This is a genomic window from Kaistia granuli DSM 23481, from assembly GCF_000380505.1.
In the GTDB taxonomy this organism is placed as follows: Bacteria; Pseudomonadota; Alphaproteobacteria; order Rhizobiales; family Kaistiaceae; genus Kaistia; species Kaistia granuli.
Window position 1 is genome coordinate 148,719 of sequence record NZ_AQYH01000002.1, and the last position, 15,117, is coordinate 163,835.

At 64.9% G+C, this 15,117-nt stretch carries 17 protein-coding genes, 1 tRNA gene and 1 pseudogene; 13 read left to right on the top strand and 6 right to left on the bottom strand.

Translation table 11 applies throughout. The features are described 5' to 3' along the window. Positions 1-32: 32 nt before the first annotated feature. From G342_RS22935 to G342_RS0101845, 9 genes are all read left to right on the top strand, one after another. Positions 33-1,988, top strand: coding sequence for a beta-galactosidase (locus G342_RS22935; protein WP_051094040.1), 1,956 nt, complete (start codon positions 33-35; stop codon positions 1,986-1,988). Beyond that, on the top strand, positions 1,985-3,427 hold the full coding sequence (locus G342_RS0101810) for an aldehyde dehydrogenase family protein (protein WP_018181392.1): 1,443 nt from the start codon (positions 1,985-1,987) through the stop codon (positions 3,425-3,427). The genes G342_RS22935 and G342_RS0101810 overlap by 4 nt, the downstream gene beginning before the upstream one ends. Before the next feature lie 235 nt (positions 3,428-3,662). Beyond that, positions 3,663-4,370: a FadR/GntR family transcriptional regulator gene (locus tag G342_RS0101815; protein ID WP_018181393.1), complete on the top strand. Its 708-nt coding sequence runs from the start codon at positions 3,663-3,665 to the stop codon at positions 4,368-4,370. A gap of 7 nt (positions 4,371-4,377) precedes the next feature. Next, the gene (locus tag G342_RS0101820; RefSeq protein WP_018181394.1) at positions 4,378-5,583 is read left to right on the top strand and encodes a mandelate racemase/muconate lactonizing enzyme family protein; all 1,206 of its coding nucleotides are present in this window, start codon (positions 4,378-4,380) and stop codon (positions 5,581-5,583) included. Positions 5,584-5,610: 27 nt separating this feature from the next. Further along, on the top strand, positions 5,611-6,588 hold the full coding sequence (locus G342_RS0101825) for a sugar ABC transporter substrate-binding protein (protein ID WP_018181395.1): 978 nt from the start codon (positions 5,611-5,613) through the stop codon (positions 6,586-6,588). Positions 6,589-6,659: 71 nt separating this feature from the next. Then, a complete protein-coding gene (locus G342_RS0101830) occupies positions 6,660-7,643 on the top strand; it encodes an ABC transporter permease (protein WP_018181396.1) in 984 nt (327 codons plus the stop codon). Continuing rightward, complete coding sequence (locus tag G342_RS0101835) at positions 7,643-8,398, top strand: ATP-binding cassette domain-containing protein (protein WP_018181397.1); 756 nt, start codon at positions 7,643-7,645, stop codon at positions 8,396-8,398. The genes G342_RS0101830 and G342_RS0101835 overlap by 1 nt, the downstream gene beginning before the upstream one ends. A gap of 11 nt (positions 8,399-8,409) precedes the next feature. Beyond that, a complete protein-coding gene (locus tag G342_RS0101840) occupies positions 8,410-9,129 on the top strand; it encodes an SDR family oxidoreductase (protein ID WP_245557195.1) in 720 nt (239 codons plus the stop codon). 62 nt (positions 9,130-9,191) lie between these two features. Then, positions 9,192-10,079 (top strand): SMP-30/gluconolactonase/LRE family protein, encoded by an 888-nt coding sequence (locus G342_RS0101845; RefSeq protein WP_018181399.1) that lies wholly within the window; start codon positions 9,192-9,194, stop codon positions 10,077-10,079. Between the two features lie 54 nt (positions 10,080-10,133). Here the strand turns inward: G342_RS0101845 and G342_RS25885 are convergent. Then, positions 10,134-10,211: pseudogene (locus G342_RS25885) on the bottom strand (3-oxoacyl-ACP reductase); the annotation flags it as partial. Positions 10,212-10,499: 288 nt separating this feature from the next. Here G342_RS25885 and G342_RS0101855 point away from each other — a divergent pair. Together G342_RS0101855 and G342_RS26610 are read left to right on the top strand one after the other, a co-directional pair. Further along, positions 10,500-11,840 (top strand): metal-dependent hydrolase family protein, encoded by a 1,341-nt coding sequence (locus tag G342_RS0101855; protein ID WP_018181401.1) that lies wholly within the window; start codon positions 10,500-10,502, stop codon positions 11,838-11,840. A gap of 337 nt (positions 11,841-12,177) precedes the next feature. Next, positions 12,178-12,267, top strand: coding sequence for a COG4315 family predicted lipoprotein (locus tag G342_RS26610; RefSeq protein ID WP_018181402.1), 90 nt, complete (start codon positions 12,178-12,180; stop codon positions 12,265-12,267). A gap of 144 nt (positions 12,268-12,411) precedes the next feature. On the opposite strand, the gene G342_RS26375 is transcribed toward G342_RS26610, so the two are convergent. The 3 genes from G342_RS26375 to G342_RS0101870 all read right to left on the bottom strand — a co-directional run bounded on the left by G342_RS26375 (position 12,412) and on the right by G342_RS0101870 (position 13,385). Next, positions 12,412-12,792 (bottom strand): DUF6481 family protein, encoded by a 381-nt coding sequence (locus tag G342_RS26375; protein ID WP_083931010.1) that lies wholly within the window; start codon positions 12,790-12,792, stop codon positions 12,412-12,414. A 39-nt stretch (positions 12,793-12,831) separates the two neighbouring features. Next, positions 12,832-13,056: a hypothetical protein gene (locus G342_RS26380; protein ID WP_083931020.1), complete on the bottom strand. Its 225-nt coding sequence runs from the start codon at positions 13,054-13,056 to the stop codon at positions 12,832-12,834. A 119-nt stretch (positions 13,057-13,175) separates the two neighbouring features. Further along, entirely contained in the window at positions 13,176-13,385 is a 210-nt protein-coding gene (locus G342_RS0101870) for a cold-shock protein (protein ID WP_018181404.1), read from the bottom strand. Positions 13,386-13,547: 162 nt separating this feature from the next. Between G342_RS0101870 and G342_RS25895 the strand changes: the two genes are divergently transcribed. Together G342_RS25895 and G342_RS0101875 are read left to right on the top strand one after the other, a co-directional pair. Further along, positions 13,548-13,802, top strand: coding sequence for a hypothetical protein (locus G342_RS25895; RefSeq protein WP_156830754.1), 255 nt, complete (start codon positions 13,548-13,550; stop codon positions 13,800-13,802). 151 nt (positions 13,803-13,953) lie between these two features. After that, a complete protein-coding gene (locus tag G342_RS0101875; RefSeq protein ID WP_156830755.1) occupies positions 13,954-14,169 on the top strand; it encodes a hypothetical protein in 216 nt (71 codons plus the stop codon). A 295-nt stretch (positions 14,170-14,464) separates the two neighbouring features. Here G342_RS0101875 and G342_RS0101880 read toward each other — a convergent pair. Next, positions 14,465-14,539, bottom strand: a tRNA-Val gene (locus tag G342_RS0101880). Between the two features lie 104 nt (positions 14,540-14,643). Beyond that, a complete protein-coding gene (cpdR, locus tag G342_RS0101885) occupies positions 14,644-15,006 on the bottom strand; it encodes a cell cycle two-component system response regulator CpdR (RefSeq protein ID WP_245557198.1) in 363 nt (120 codons plus the stop codon). Positions 15,007-15,117 lie beyond the last annotated feature (111 nt).

Here is a 15,117-nt window from a genome sequence, read left to right on the forward strand (position 1 = left end):
CCCGGCCAACACCCCGTCTCCGAGAGAAGTCGATGAAACGAACCCTAGGCGTTTGCTATTATCCCGAGCACTGGCCGGAGCCGATGTGGGCGCAGGACGCGAGCCGCATGGCCGAGAGCGGCCTGACATGGGTGCGGATCGGCGAGTTCGCCTGGTCGCGGATCGAGCCGGAGCCCGGCCTCTATACGTGGGACTGGCTCGATCGCGCCATCGAGACCCTGGCCGGAGCCGGTCTCCGCGTCATTCTCGGCACGCCGACTTCGACGCCGCCGCGCTGGATGCTGGACAAATGGCCCGACATGCTGCCGGTCGGCGCCGATGGCCAGACCCGAAAATTCGGATCGCGCCGGCACTATTGCTTCTCCCATTCCGGCTTTCGCGGGGACTGCGCGGCGATCGTGCGCAAGCTTGGCGAGCGCTATGGCCATTCGCCGCATGTGCAAGGCTGGCAGATCGACAATGAATACGGCAACCACAACACGACGCTGTCGTTCAGCCCGTCGGCGCTTGCCGGATTCCGCCATTGGCTCGAACGGAAATACAGCAACATCCAGGCGCTGAACACGGCCTGGGGCAATGTGTTCTGGTCGATGGAATATGGCCGCTTCGACCAGATCGGACTGCCGAACCAGACGGTCGCCGAGGCCAACCCCAGCCACTGGATGGACTTCCGCCGCTACAGCTCGGACCAGGTAGCGGCGTTCAACAAGGTTCAGGCCGGTATCCTGCGCGCGTTCAGCGCCGCCCCGCTGATCCACAATTTCATGACGAAGTCGACGGATTTCGATCATTTCAAGGTGGCGGGCGATCTCGATATCGCCAGCTGGGACAGCTATCCGCTCGGCTATCTGGAGAAGCACTCGACGCTCGGGGACGCGTGGATCCAGACCTATATGCGCAAGGGCGATCCCGATTTTCAGGCGTTTCATCACGACCTCTATCGCGCCGTCGGGCGCGGGCGCCACTGGATCATGGAGCAGCAGCCCGGCCCGGTGAACTGGGCCGTCTACAACCCCGCGCCCCTGCCCGGCATGGTTCGGCTCTGGACCTGGGAGGCCTATGCCCATGGCGCCGAGGCCGTGTGCTATTTCCGCTGGCGCCAGGCGCCGTTCGCCCAGGAGCAGATGCATGCCGGCCTGCTGCGTCCGGACAGCGTCCCGGCTCCGGCGCTGGCCGAAGTTCAGGCGGCCGCCGCCGAGCTCGAGGCCATGCCGGAGGTGGATGGCGGCCAGGCCCGCGTGGCGCTGGTCTTCGACTACGAGTCGGTCTGGGCCTGGCAGACCCAGCCGCAGGGCAAGGGCTTCGACTATTTCGGCCTGGTCTTCGATTTCTACCGCACGTTCCGGAAGCTCGGCCTGTCGATCGATATCATCCCGCCCGATTGCGCCTCGCTCGCCCCGTATCGGGTCGTCGCCCTGCCCGGACTGCTGAGCCTCGATCCCCGCCTGCGACAGGCACTCGATGCCTTTGACGGCACGGTGATCGCCGGCCCGCGCAGCGGTTCGAAGACGCCGGACATGAGAATCCCCACCGGCCTGCCGCCGCAGCTTCCCGGCTTTGACTGCACGGTCGAATATGTCGAAAGCCTGCGCCCCGGCGTCTCGCTGCCGATCTCTGGCGGCGGCGCCTTCCGCCTCTGGTCCGAGAAACTCTCCACCGGCATGCCAGTGCGCGAGACCCATGCGAATGGCGACCCGGCGATCCTCGGCGACGAGAAGCACCGGTATATCGGCGGCTGGCCCGACGAGGCGGCGCTTGGCCGGATACTGCGACAGGCCTGCGACCAGGAAGGGCTGCCGACGGTCGAACTCCCCGGCGGGCTGCGCATCCGCGATACGGCGACCCATCGGTTCTACTTCAACTACGGCCCCGAGGCGCAGCGGCTCGACGGCATCGAGATCGGCGTCGCCGAGGTGAAATGGACGCCGCTCGCAGCCCTGCCGCCGCAACGCTCGACAACCCCAAGCCGGGACGGCGAACCATCATGATCGAACTGCACTCCTTCTATGTCGACGGGCGCTGGGTTGCCCCGGCCGGGCGGGCCCGGATCGATGTGATCGACCCGTCGACGGAAGAACCGATCGCCACGCTCGCCCTCGGCGACGAGGCCGATACCGATCGCGCGGTCGCCGCTGCCAGGGCGGCCTTTCCGGCCTGGAGCGCGGCGCCGCTGGAGACGCGGTTGGCGGCGCTCGAGCGGCTGGTCGCCGTCTATGAGCGCCGGTCGGACGAACTTGGCCGCGCGATCAGCCTGGAGATGGGCGCGCCGATCGACATGGCGAAATCAGCCCAGGTCGGCGCCGGCATCAGTCACCTGCGCCATTTCATCGAACGGGCGCGCCGCTTCGAATTCGAAGGCTGGCTGGAGCCCGGCGACACGGCCCACCGCCTCGTCCGAGATCCAATCGGCGTCTGCGGACTGATCACACCGTGGAACTGGCCGATGAACCAGATCCTGCTCAAGGTGACACCGGCGCTCCTGACCGGCTGCACCGTGATCCTGAAGCCGTCGGAGATCTCACCCCTGTCGGGGCATATCTTCGCCGAGATGGTGCACGAGGCCGAATTCCCGGCCGGCGTCTTCAACCTGCTGCATGGTGACGGCGCCGGTGTCGGCTCGCGCCTCGCCGCGCATCCGGGCGTCGACATGATCTCGTTCACCGGCTCGACCCGCGCCGGCATCGCGATCACCCGCAACGCCGCCGCCACGGTCAAGCGCGTCAGCCTCGAGCTCGGCGGCAAGGGCGCCAACATCCTGTTCGCCGACGCCGATGACGCCGCCGTCGAGCGCGGCCTCGGCAGCTGCTTCTACAATAGCGGCCAGGGCTGCAACGCGCCGTCGCGGATGTTCGTGCATCGCGATATCTACGACCGCGTCGTCGAGACGGCGGCCAGGCTGGCCGGAGACATCGCCGTACGACCGGCCTCGGAGCCGGGCGAGCATCTGGGGCCGGTCGTCTCGGCCCGGCAGTTCGAGCACATCCAGACGATGATCGCGGCCGGCATCGCCGAAGGCGCCCGGCTGGTGGCGGGCGGCCTCGGCCGACCGGACGGGCTGGAGCGCGGCTATTTCGTCCGCCCCACCGTGTTCGCCGACGCGACGAACCAGATGACCATCGCCCGTGAGGAGATCTTTGGTCCCGTCCTGGTCATCCTTCCTTTCGAGACGGAGGACGAGGCGATCGCCATGGCGAACGACACCGTCTACGGCCTGACGAACTACGTCCAGACCCGCGACATGGAGCGCGCCCGCCGCGTCGCCCGTGCCATGCGTTCCGGCATGGTCGAGATCAACGGCGTCGGTCGCCGGTTGAGCACGCCCTTCGGCGGGTTCAAGCAATCCGGCAACGGTCGCGAAGGCGGCGACTGGGGCATCGAGGAGTTCCTCGAAGTCAAGGCGATCAGCGGCTGGGACGCCGCGAACTAAGCTTCCGCCCCCCGTGCATACCCCCTGCCCGATGCCTCCCGGCATCGGGCTTTTTCATGCCGGAATCCGGCCGCCAATCCGCGGCGGGCGACGCGTCGCGACACGGCCGTGAAGGGGAATCGGCGGATCATGGCGCATCGACGCCGATGCCGGCGCCAGGCAACTTGACAGACACGAAGCGAGCTTCTAATCACAAGTTCAGCAAAACCTGTATGACAGCTTTCGGAGTTTTGACATGCAGCCTGACCGAGTGAATGGCGGAGGACTGGTCGGCGACGCCATCGGCGCCATCACCCGCCATATCCGCGAAAACGACCTGATGCCGGGCGACAGGCTGCCTTCGGAAGCCACGCTGTCCAAGGAGCTGAACGTTTCGCGCACGGTGGTGCGGGAGGCGTACCGGTCGTTGGCGGCGATGCGGATCATCGAGCTCGCCACGGGCAAGCGCGCCACCGTTTCGCCGATCGATCATGGCGCGATGTCGCTGATCATCGAGCACGGCGTCCACACCGATCAGATCAACGTGCAGCAGATCTACGACGTGCGCCGGACGATCGAGACGAGGATCGTGACGCTCGCCTCGATCCGGCGCAGCGACGCCGAGGCGGCCGAGATCCTGGCCGAGGCGGCGGCGATGCGGGCCTCGATCCACGATCCGGACCGGCTGATGGAACACGATCTGGCGTTTCACCGGGCCCTGGCGAAGGCATCGAAAAACCCGGTCTTCGCCCTGATCGTCGGCGCGTTCCAGGGCATCGCCCGCCAGACCTGGCCGATCGGCTGGAAGAGCCGGACGTCGGACGAGGCGCGCGACGCGATGATCGCCACGCATGAAGAAATCGCCCGCGCCGTTGCGGCGGGCGATCCCCAGCAGGCCGTTTCAGCAATGGCCGTTCATTTTGACGAAAGCGTACGCGCCCTTCTGTCGGCGGGACTGTCCTGAGGAATCCATGAAGATAACTGCCATCGAAACCGTTCGGATCGCCGAGCGCCCCAACCTGCTGTGGGTTCAGGTTCACACCGACGAAGGCCTGGTGGGCCTGGGCGAGACCTTCTTCGGCGCCGCCACCGTCGAGGCGCATGTGCACGAATACATCGCGCCGCGCGTCATCGGCCGCGATCCGCTCGAGATCGACAAGCTGTCGGGCGATCTGGTCGGCTATCTCGGCTTCCGCTCATCCGGCGCCGAAGTGCGCGGCAATTCGGCCTTCGACATCGCGCTCTGGGACCTGTTTGGCAAGGCGGTGAACCAGCCGGTCGCGCAGCTGCTCGGCGGCTTCACCCGGCGCGAAATCCGCACCTACAACACCTGCGCCGGCACCGAATATATCAAGAAGGCCACCGGCCAGACCACCGGCAACTACGATCTCGGCGGCGGCCGGCGCGACTATGACGACCTGAACGGCTTCCTGCACAACGCCGACGAACTGGCCCACTCGCTGCTCGAGGACGGCATCACGGCCATGAAGATCTGGCCGTTCGACATCGCCGCCGAGAAGTCCCGCGGCCAGTACATCTCGACCGAGGATCTGAAGAAGGCGCTGGTTCCGTTCGAGAAGATCCGCAAGGCGGTCGGCGACCGGATGGAAATCATGGTCGAGTTCCATTCGATGTGGCAGCTGCTGCCGGCGATGCAGATCGCCAAGGCTCTCGCGCCGTTCCAGACCTTCTGGCACGAAGACCCGATCAAGATGGACAGCCTGTCCAGCCTGTCGCGCTATGCCGAAGTCTCGCCGGCGCCGATCTCGGCCTCGGAGACGCTCGGCTCCCGCTGGGGCTTCCGCGATCTGCTCGAAACCGGCGCCGCCGGCATCGTGATGCTCGATCTGAGCTGGTGCGGCGGCCTGTCCGAGGCGCGCAAGATCGCCTCGATGGCCGAGGCCTGGCACCTGCCGATCGCCCCGCATGACTGCACGGGACCGGTGGTGCTGTGCGCCTCCACGCATCTCTCGCTGAACGCCCCCAACGCGCTGGTTCAGGAGAGCGTGCGGGCCTTCTACCGCACCTGGTACCGCGATCTCGTGACCGCGCTGCCGGAAGTGAAGGACGGCATGATCACCGTCCCGCCCGGCCCGGGACTGGGCATGGAACTGCATCCGGATCTCGAAAAGACCTATTCGGTCTCCCGCAAGATCTCGGATGCCGCGTCACTCTAGGACAATCAACGCTCGGGAGGAGCAATCATGAAGAAGCTGAAGGTCACCGCGCTCGCGGCCGCCCTGTTGACGACCGTCTCCGGCATGGCGATGGCGGAAGAGAAGCTCGACATCGTCTTCGCCGTCCATTCCTCGGCCTCCAACACCTTCTGGCAGGCGGCGAAGAAGGGCTATGACGACGCCTGCGCCAAGGTCTCGGCCAATTGCCAGATGCTGTTCACCCAGACGGAAGGCTCCGTCCCCGAGCAGCTGGCGAACATCGAGGCGGCGCTGGCCCAGAAGCCGGCCGCGATCCTGACCTCGATCGTCGACAACGCCGCGCTGGACGACGTGCTGCAGCGCGCCCGCGATGCCGGCATCGTGGTGATCGGCGTCAATGTCGACGACCTCGAGGGTGCCGACGGCAATGCCCGCCAGGCCTTCATCGGCCAGGGCTTCCTCGCCGCCGGCTATTCGCTCGGCAAGGCCCAGTCCGCCAACTTCCCGGCCGAGGGGCCGATCAAGGTCCTGATGGGCATCTCGGCACCCGGCCAGAACTGGTCCGAGCAGCGCGGCCAGGGCGTGATCAACTTCCTCGAGGACTACAAGAAGTCTTCCGGTCGTGACATCAGCTGGGAAAAGATCGACAGCGGCACCGACCTCGCCATCACCTCGGATCGCGTCGGCGCCTATCTGGCAGCCCACCCGGACACCACCGCCTATTTCGATACCGGCTTCTGGCATGCCGGCGTCGCCCGCGTCCTCGCCGATCGCGGCGATGCGCCCGGCAAGGTGCTGCTCGGCGGCTTCGATCTGGTTCCCGAAGCCGTCGAACAGATGCAGAAGGGCTACATCCAGGTCGAGGTCGACCAGCAGCCCTACATGCAGGGCTTCATGCCCGTGATGATGGTCTACCTGAACAAGAACTTCGGACTGGCCCCGGCGAATGTCGACACCGGCCAGGGCATCGTCAAGGCGGCCGACGCCGCCGCCATCATGGAACTGGCGGCCAAGGGCCTGCGCTGATCCGACCTGAAACGCCGCGGGCACGGTGCGCCGTGCCTGCGGATACCGTCCGACGAAAAGGATACGCCGCGATGAGACGGCTGATAAAAATCTCCCTGCAGAAGCCCGAACTCGCGGCCGCCCTCCTGCTCCTCTGCCTGATCATCTTCTTTCAGGTGATGTCGCAGGGTGTCTTCCTCAGCCTTGCCAACATGCGCGGCGTGTTCGGCCTGATGCCGGAAATGGCGCTGGTCGCCATCGGCGTCACCTTGCTGATGATCTGCGGTGAATTCGACCTGTCCGTCGGTTCGGTGTTCGCGCTCAGCCCGATGGCGATGGCGGTACTGATGACGATGGGCTGGGGCTTCTGGCCGGCCATGCTGACGGGTCTTCTGGTCTGCGCCGCCATCGGGTTCATCAATGGTTGGCTGACGATCAAGTTCGCCATTCCCTCCTTCATCACCACGCTCGGCATGCTGTTCATGGCGCGCTCGCTGACCATCGTCATCTCGGGCGGCTTCCCGCCGCGCCTGAAGGCCGACGAGATCCCGATGTGGCTGTTCGTCGAGTTCGTCGGGCCCGGCAATCTCTTCCGCGCCTCGTTCCTGTGGTTCGTCGGCATCGCGGTTCTGGTGGCGCTGCTGCTCTCCAAGACCAATTTCGGCAATTGGGTGCGCGCCACGGGCGGCTTCCTGCCGGCCGCCAACGCCATGGGCATCCCCTCGAGCAAGGTGAAGATCGCCTGCTTCATGATCTGCTCGGTGCTGGCCGGGCTCGCCGGAACGATCCAGGTTCTGCGCTTGGGCTCGCCGCTTCCCTCGATCGGCGAGGGCCTGGAACTGGCCGCCGTCGCCGCGGCCGTCATCGGCGGCACCTCGCTGCTCGGCGGCATCGGCTCGATCACCGGCGGCATCATCGGCGCCATCCTGATCCGCGTCATCGATAACGGCATGGTGCTCAGCCAGGTCAACAGCAACTGGTTCAAATTTGCGATTGGCGCCCTCACCATTCTCGCCGTCGTCGGCAATTCCTGGCTGCGCAAGCGTGGCCGCGCCATGAAAGTGGAGACGGTTTGATGAGCGCCGGTGTCGCAGCAAACGGCGAACAGCCGATCATCTCGGTCCGCAACCTGCACAAATGGTATTCCGGCGTTCATGCCCTGAAGGGCGTCAGCCTCGACTTCAAGCGAAACGAAGCCGTCGGCCTGGTCGGCGACAACGGCGCCGGAAAATCGACGCTGATCTCGATCCTGGCCGGCCTGCATCCGAAGGACGAAGGCGAGATCTTCGTCGAGGGTCGTCCGGCCGAGATCAACAAGCCGCGCGATGCGATGAACCTCGGCATCGAGACCATCTACCAGTATAATTCGATGGTCCCCAACATGAGCATCGCCCGCAACATGTTCATCGGCCGCGAGCCGATGAAGGCGGCGTTCATGGGGGTCGGCCTGCTCGACGAGGCGCGGATGCGCGCCGAGAGCGTCGCCGCCATCGCCAATGTCGACCTGCACCTCCGCTCCCCCGACGCCCTCGTCGGCGAATTGTCGGGCGGACAACGCCAGGGCGTTGCCATCGCCCGCGCCATGCACTTCAAGTCGAAGGTGATGATCCTCGACGAGCCGACGAACCACCTTTCGGTCAAGGAGACGACCAAGGTGATCGGCTTCGTCAAATCGTTGAAGGAGCAGAACGTGACCGGCATCTTCATCAGCCACAACATGCACCACGTCTTCGCCTGCTGCGACCGCGTGGTCGCGATGGCGCTCGGCAAGGTCGTGCTGGACAAGCCGATCTCCGAGACATCGATCGAAGAAGTGCACGACGTGCTGTGATGGGGAACGCCATGCCGCTTTCCGGAAGACACGCCCTGATCACGGGCGGGCTGGGCACCATCGGCCGGGCGATGGCCAAGGCCTTCGTCGCCGCCGGCGCGGAAGTCACGATCCTCGATCGGCCTGGCGCCGAGCCGACCCCGGGCATGGCCAAGGACTTGGGCTGGCTCGGGGTGGATCTGAACGATCTCGCCGGGGCAGAGGCGGCCGTCGCCGCGATCGATCGGCCGGTCGACATCCTCGTCAACAACGCGGCGCTGATCATCAACAAGCCGCACGACGAATTCAGCCTGCAGGAATATGAGGACCAGATCCGGGTCAACTCGTCGGCGGCCTTCGCCCTGACCCGCGTCTGCGCCGCCGGCATGAAGGCCAGGCAATGGGGGCGGGTGATCAACCTGACCTCGATCACGCTCAACGGCCAGTGGGACGGCTATGTCCCCTATGTCGCCTCCAAGGGCGCCATGCTGGGCCTCACCAAGGCCTATGCGCGCGAACTCGGCAAATATGCGATCACGGTCAACGCCATCTCGCCGGGTGCGGTAGTGTCCGAGGCCGAGGACCGCGTGTTCGCCGACCGGCTGCAGGAGTTCCAGGACTGGGTGCTGAAGCAGCAGAGCCTCAAATCACGCGTCCAGCCCGAGGATATCGCCGATCTCGCCGTCTTCCTGAGTTCGGACGGCGCCCGGATGATCTCGGGACAGAATATTTCCGTCGATGGCGGCTGGTGAGCCGCAGCCTACAGTCAGGCGTCGCGCGCCTTCGCCCCGCCGCCCCTCTTCAGAGGTAGATCATGACAGTCCGTCTTGCCCTCGACGTCGCGGACAGCGTCGGTGAAAGCATCGTCTGGGACGAGGCGCGCCAACGCCTGAACTGGGTCGACATCATCGGCCGGCGTCTGCACGCCTTTGACCCCGCCACCGGCGACCATCAGGTCTGGCGCCTCGCCGGCCGGCCGACATCGATCGGCCTGCGCGCCGATGGCGGCGCGATCGTCGGGATGGAGCGCAACATCTGTCTGTGGGACTTTGAGGGCGAACCAACCCCGGTCTGCGAAGTCGAGCCCGACGCGCCGGCCAATCGGCTGAACGAAGGCGTGATCGGCCCGGACGGCTGCTTCTGGGTCGGTACGATGCTGAACAACATCGCCGATGACGATAGCCCGCGCGCGGCGGCCGAAGCGACCGGGCGGATTTACCGCTACGCGCCGGACGGCCGGCTGAACCGCCTCAGCGACGATGCCTTCGCCATCACCAATACCTTCATCTGGTCCGGGGACCGGCTGATCACGGCGGATACGCCGGCGAACACCCTCTACAGCTATCAGGTCGGCGCCGATGGCGCCCTTTCCGACCGTCGCACGATCCTGCAGGGCTTTCGGCGGGGACTGCCGGATGGCTCGACGATGGATGCGGAAGGCTTCGTCTGGACCGCTCGGGTTGCGGGCGGATCCTGCCTGACGCGCATGGCGCCGGACGGGCGCGTCGATCGCGTCGTCGAACTGCCCTGCTCGTGGCCGACCAGTTGCGCCTTTGGCGGGCCGGACTTCTCGACCCTCTACGTCACCTCGGCCCGCTTCACCATGTCGACGGAGCACCTGGCAGCCAACCCACAGGAGGGTGCGCTGTTCGCCCTCGATGTCGGCGTCCCGGGCCTCCCCTGCCATCGCTTCGGGGCCTGAGCGGCGCGCCCGCCAACGCAAAGGGCGGCCCGTCGGCCTGCTACCGGCAGCCAATTACCAGCAGCTATAGCCGCCGTCGTCGACGACGACCGAGCCGGCCATCAGGCTGGCTGCCTCGCCGGCGAGAAATATCTCGCTGTCGACCAGAGCCGTCCATTCGAGAACAGCGAGTTCGAGCGCCGACACGATGATGCCTTGTCCTGACAGGAATCCGGCACTCCAGCAGAGCAATCATCCTCTCGCAAATCCGATGCGATGCCGTCGCCAGAGGATGGCCAGCCCTGACACCGGGACCGCCGCAGGAGCGCTGGACCTGGCGCAAGTTAGCTAGCGGCATTGGCCGGCCGGCGACGGTGGGGTACAGAGGACATCCGGGCGGATGGCAATCGGGTCCCGCGGTAGGCGAGTAAAGGAACACCTATGGCTAGATCGATCGGCGCACTTCTCGCAGCTGTCCTGATGGCGCTCCATGCGACCCCGTCGCAGGCGCAGCCATCGTCCCCAGCCCCTGTCGTCTTCGACAATGTTCGGATCTTTGACGGAACCAAGCTGACGGCGCCGATGAACGTGCTGGTCGAGGGCAACAAGATCGCCACGATCTCGGCCGAGCCGATCCCCGCGACCGACACGGCAACCCGGATCGCCGGCGAAGGCCGGACGCTCATGCCCGGACTGATCGACGCGCATTGGCACACCTTCATGGCCCGGCCGTCCATGGCGATGGCGTCGACCGCGCCGATGACGCTGATCACCTTGATGGCCGGGGCGGAAGCCGAGGCGACGCTGCTGCGGGGCTTTACCAGCGTTCGCGACCTCGGCGGCCCGTCCTTCGGGCTCAAGATGGCCATCGATAGCGGCATCGTCGAGGGTCCCCGCATCTGGCCATCGGGAGCGATGATCTCGCAAACCGGCGGCCATGGCGATTTCCGCATGCTGCACGAGGTGCCAGCAACCTCGAACATTCTGAGCTACCCCGAACGCATCGGCATGTCGGCGATCGTCGATTCGCCGGACGAGGTGCGCAAGCGTACCCGCGAGCAATTGCTGCAGGGGGCCAGCCAGATCAAGCTGACGGTTGGCGGCGGCGTCTCGTCACCCTATGGGCCGCTGGATACGGTGCAACTGAGTGTTGCCGAGATCCGGGCGGCGGTAGAGGCCGCGGCCAACTGGGGCACCTATGTGACGGTGCATGCCTATACGCCGGAGGCCATCCGGAACGCGATCGAAGGCGGCGCCAAGGTGATCGATCACGGCCAGCTCGCCGACGAAGCCACCGCCAAGCTGATGGCCGACACCGGCACGTGGTGGAGCCTGCAGCCCTTCCTGGCCGACGAAATGGCCAACGCGCAACCGGACCCCGCTGGTCAGGCGCGCGCGGCAGAAGTCCGCGCGGGAACCGACAATGCCTACCGGCTGGCGCGCAAGTTCGGGGTGAAGGTCGCTTTCGGCACCGACATCCTGTTCGATGGCGCGCTCGCGGCTCGGCAAGCGGAGCAGTTGCAGCGGATGACGCGTTGGTACACGCCGGCCGAGATCCTGAAGATGGCGACGGCCGACAACGCAGCGCTGCTGGCGCTGTCCGACCGGCGCAATCCCTATCCGGGCAAGCTTGGCGTCGTGGAGGCTGGCGCGCTCGCCGACCTGCTCCTTGTCGACGGCGATCCGACCACCGACATCTCGCTGCTGTCCGACGCATCCAAGAACCTGCTGGTGATCATGAAGGATGGTCGCATCGTCAAGAACGCGCTGCCGGCGAGCTAGACGCGGCGGAATAGCCTTGCCCCGGCAAACCGGTATTGATACCGGCCGATCCGGTTTCGGCTCCATGCGAGCCGAACTCCGCTGTTACGGCGTCGGAATAGCCGACGCCGCCATCGACCGGCATGCCGGCTTTTATCGATCAACAAACATTCGAGCGGCCAACAATTCGAGCACTGAAGACCCCGAAAGGAAGCATCTTCACCGATGCAGAGGGCATAACACTCTACACCTGACCAGTGCGCGACCAACTGGCCTGCCCTCAAGGCTGGCGCCAAGGCAGAAGCCGAAGGCAAGTGGACAGCCGTGGACCGCACCGAGGGCACCAGGATGTGGGCCCATGACGGCATGGCCGCTCTATACCTATGCCAAGGACAAGAAGGCCGGCGACGGCGTGGACGGCGCCTGGCATGCAGCCAAGGCCGACTAGGCGGCAGGTTCCCGGCGCCCCTCAAGGCGCCGCTGAAGGGAGCGCGCGCCAAGGTTGGCACAGTTGGCAGCCGCCAAGAGATGCGAGCGAAAGCGACGGGCAATGATACGTGCCGATTTCGCCGCGGTCGGCGCCCGGGAAGGGCTAAGCCTGTCGGGCCTTGCGATTGGCGTAACGCCGGTCACGCTCTGCCTTGCGAGCGGCCTCGTCTTCGATAACCCGAGAAACACGGTTCTTCTGGGCCGCCTCGCGGGCATCGCTCTCGGCTCGGGCCGCAGCCTCGATCAGGGCTTGCCGCTGCGCGGCCTCGGCCAGAAGGCGTTCCTGTTCCTCAGCTTTTGCGCGGTCGCGCTCGGCACGGCGCTCTTCCCTCGCGACTGCGATAGCCTTGCGCTCGGCTTGTCGCGCCAGGAGGGTCGGCTCGGCGGCTTCCTTGGCGGCGAGATAGGCGCGCAGGAGCGCGGCCTTGGCGTCAGCGGCAGTGCTGCGGCGGTCCACGAATTTACTATCGGCGATATTTTTCAAACTTCAGTTCCCATTGAGGTGTTTCAAGCTGGCGGGCAGTCAGGCCCGCGAAGCGGCTTTTGCAGGTTTTCTTGCCGGCGGAGCCAGACGATCCTGCGCTTCTTTCGCCAGACGGGCTTCCCGCAAGCGAACGGTCTTTTCGTCACGAGCGACAACAAGGAGGTCGAGCTCTTCGAACACCCGCCTGCGAGCAACAGACTGGGATTGGACCTTTCCAAAGGCAACCTCCGCCGTTTGACGCGATTGGTTGTGTGTCTCTGTCATGGCTGTTCCGATCTGAATCCCGGGCAATAAAAAAGGCCAGGCAAACTGCCTGACCTTTATTGGTCTCATGCTTTCAACAGTGCCAGTACATCCGTGGTCAAAGGAAAGCAGATTCCGATTTAAGCAGCCTGAAGATTGCAGGCCGACATCTTGCCCGACCGATTGTCGCGCTCAACCTCGTAGCCGAGCTTCTGGCCTTCGACCAGTTCGCGCATTCCAGCGCGTTCGACTGCAGAGATGTGCACGAATGCGTCGGGTCCACCATCGTCAGGCTGGATAAAGCCAAAACCCTTGGTGGAATTGAACCATTTAACTGTGCCGGTGGTCATGTTGAACCCCTCCATAGCAAATTGCGCGACCCAGGCACGAAGAAGCCTGGATGTTCTAATGATTTTTGAAAGGGAGGTTCGTTCGGGCGCGGTGCTAATGCGCGGCAATCAAAGCCCGTCAAGCAAATATCAGCATGCCATACATAGAATTGATGAAGACGAATGTCAATCGAATATTTCGGGATCACTCCAGCGGGTCGCGACGAGCCGCTGTTTTATGCACGATCTTCAGAAAAACCATGCAGGAATTTTGAGACCAACGCACCCCACATCAAGCGCATCAACCCCTTGCAACAAGGCCGACTATCAGCCCGCCTGCACTTCGGTGCGGAGAGGCGGAGCGGGCTGCGGCAAGGATCGGCCTACGGGCTGCGCTGCCTTGGCAGCTTCGCGTTGGCGGCTCACACCGAAGCGTGAAACGGGTGACCGGATAAGGCAATCTCGTCTTTCGATGCCGCCCGTACTATGCCCGAGTCCGGCTCAACTGCACCGCCGCGTCGCCCGCATCTAACCGATGCCGCAGGGGAAGTGAATCCCTGCTATGGTGCCGGCAATGGAGGATGCCGTTATGGTCGCCGAGCCCAAGGAAGACATCACGATCCGACTAGCCATTGCGGCACTGGATCCGGAGTCTGTCGAGCCCGGGGATATGGAAGCCCTGCTGCGCGAGACGATTGTGGTGATCGGGGTTCTGAGAGCGGCGGCCCGGTTGCGCACGGAGATCGAGGCCGACGTCCAGGCAGAGATCGGGCAGAGTGATATCGAGCCTGAGGGGAGCGCGTAGGCGCTCGCACCCAATAGCTGACGAGGCGTCTGTCACTTGAAGCGATTCCGCCAAGTTCCATTCCTTCCGGGTCGGCTTGAACGATAAGTTCTGATTTCACCACCTCCGACATGGAGCACCTCGGTTTCCGGGGCCCATTCATTGAGGCGATGACGGAGCCTATAGCCCCGCGCTGATAGCCGCCACCAGCTTGACCACAGCACGGCCCGGGCGGCAAAAGCGGGCCGCAGAGGTGTAGCCGCACACATGTTTCTGTGCGGCAGTTCCGGCGATGTCTGCTAAGCTATTGAAAGGATGGTGGGCGTGACAGGGATTGAACCTGTGACCCCTACGATGTCAACGTAGTGCTCTCCCGCTGAGCTACACGCCCATCCTTCTGAACGCGACCGGCGGGACCGGCGGCGTGAGCGGGTGTATAACCGGGTGTTTCCGAAGGTTCAAGCCTCGTGTTTCCCGACCCTGTTGAAAACTTTGTCAGGCGGCCAGCAGCCGCTCCACCTCGTTGACCAGATCGCGCAGGTGGAAAGGCTTCGACAGCACCTTCGCATCCTTCGGCGCGTTCGAATCCGGATTGAGAGCGACGGCGGCGAAGCCGGTGATGAACATAACCTTCAGATCGGGATCGAGCTCGGTTGCGCGGCGCGCCAGCTCGATGCCGTCCATCTCCGGCATGACAATGTCGGTCAGGAGCAGCGTGAAGGGCTCTTCGCGGATGCGCTCATAGGCGCTGCGGCCATTGTCGAAGGCGACGACATCATAGCCGGCATTCTGCAGCGCCTTCGCCAGAAAGCGGCGCATGTCATTGTCGTCTTCGGCAAGCAGGATGCGGTTCATCAGGGAATCCATGGCTGGACGGTCAGTCTCGTTCGGTAGGCGGCCGGGCGCCGCATGAGGCCCCGGCGATTTGGTTATCGAATTACGGCTGAACGAAGTAAATATCGAGTGAAT

Bases quoted from the DNA above. Each gene is read 5' to 3' on its own strand.
- G342_RS0101835 (WP_018181397.1), top strand. From the start codon at position 7,643: ATGAGCGCCGGTGTCGCAGCAAACGGCGAACAGCCGATCATCTCGGTC.
- G342_RS0101840 (WP_245557195.1), top strand. From the start codon at position 8,410: ATGCCGCTTTCCGGAAGACACGCCCTGATCACGGGCGGGCTGGGCACC.
- G342_RS0101870 (WP_018181404.1), bottom strand. From the start codon at position 13,385: ATGACCACCGGCACAGTTAAATGGTTCAATTCCACCAAGGGTTTTGGC.
- G342_RS26610 (WP_018181402.1), top strand. From the start codon at position 12,178: ATGACGGCATGGCCGCTCTATACCTATGCCAAGGACAAGAAGGCCGGC.
- G342_RS0101820 (WP_018181394.1), top strand. From the start codon at position 4,378: ATGAAGATAACTGCCATCGAAACCGTTCGGATCGCCGAGCGCCCCAAC.
- G342_RS0101845 (WP_018181399.1), top strand. From the start codon at position 9,192: ATGACAGTCCGTCTTGCCCTCGACGTCGCGGACAGCGTCGGTGAAAGC.
- G342_RS0101830 (WP_018181396.1), top strand. From the start codon at position 6,660: ATGAGACGGCTGATAAAAATCTCCCTGCAGAAGCCCGAACTCGCGGCC.
- G342_RS0101825 (WP_018181395.1), top strand. From the start codon at position 5,611: ATGAAGAAGCTGAAGGTCACCGCGCTCGCGGCCGCCCTGTTGACGACC.
- G342_RS0101875 (WP_156830755.1), top strand. From the start codon at position 13,954: ATGGTCGCCGAGCCCAAGGAAGACATCACGATCCGACTAGCCATTGCG.
- G342_RS25895 (WP_156830754.1), top strand. From the start codon at position 13,548: ATGTCAATCGAATATTTCGGGATCACTCCAGCGGGTCGCGACGAGCCG.
- G342_RS0101855 (WP_018181401.1), top strand. From the start codon at position 10,500: ATGGCTAGATCGATCGGCGCACTTCTCGCAGCTGTCCTGATGGCGCTC.
- G342_RS22935 (WP_051094040.1), top strand. From the start codon at position 33: ATGAAACGAACCCTAGGCGTTTGCTATTATCCCGAGCACTGGCCGGAG.
- G342_RS0101815 (WP_018181393.1), top strand. From the start codon at position 3,663: ATGCAGCCTGACCGAGTGAATGGCGGAGGACTGGTCGGCGACGCCATC.
- G342_RS26380 (WP_083931020.1), bottom strand. From the start codon at position 13,056: ATGACAGAGACACACAACCAATCGCGTCAAACGGCGGAGGTTGCCTTT.
- G342_RS0101810 (WP_018181392.1), top strand. From the start codon at position 1,985: ATGATCGAACTGCACTCCTTCTATGTCGACGGGCGCTGGGTTGCCCCG.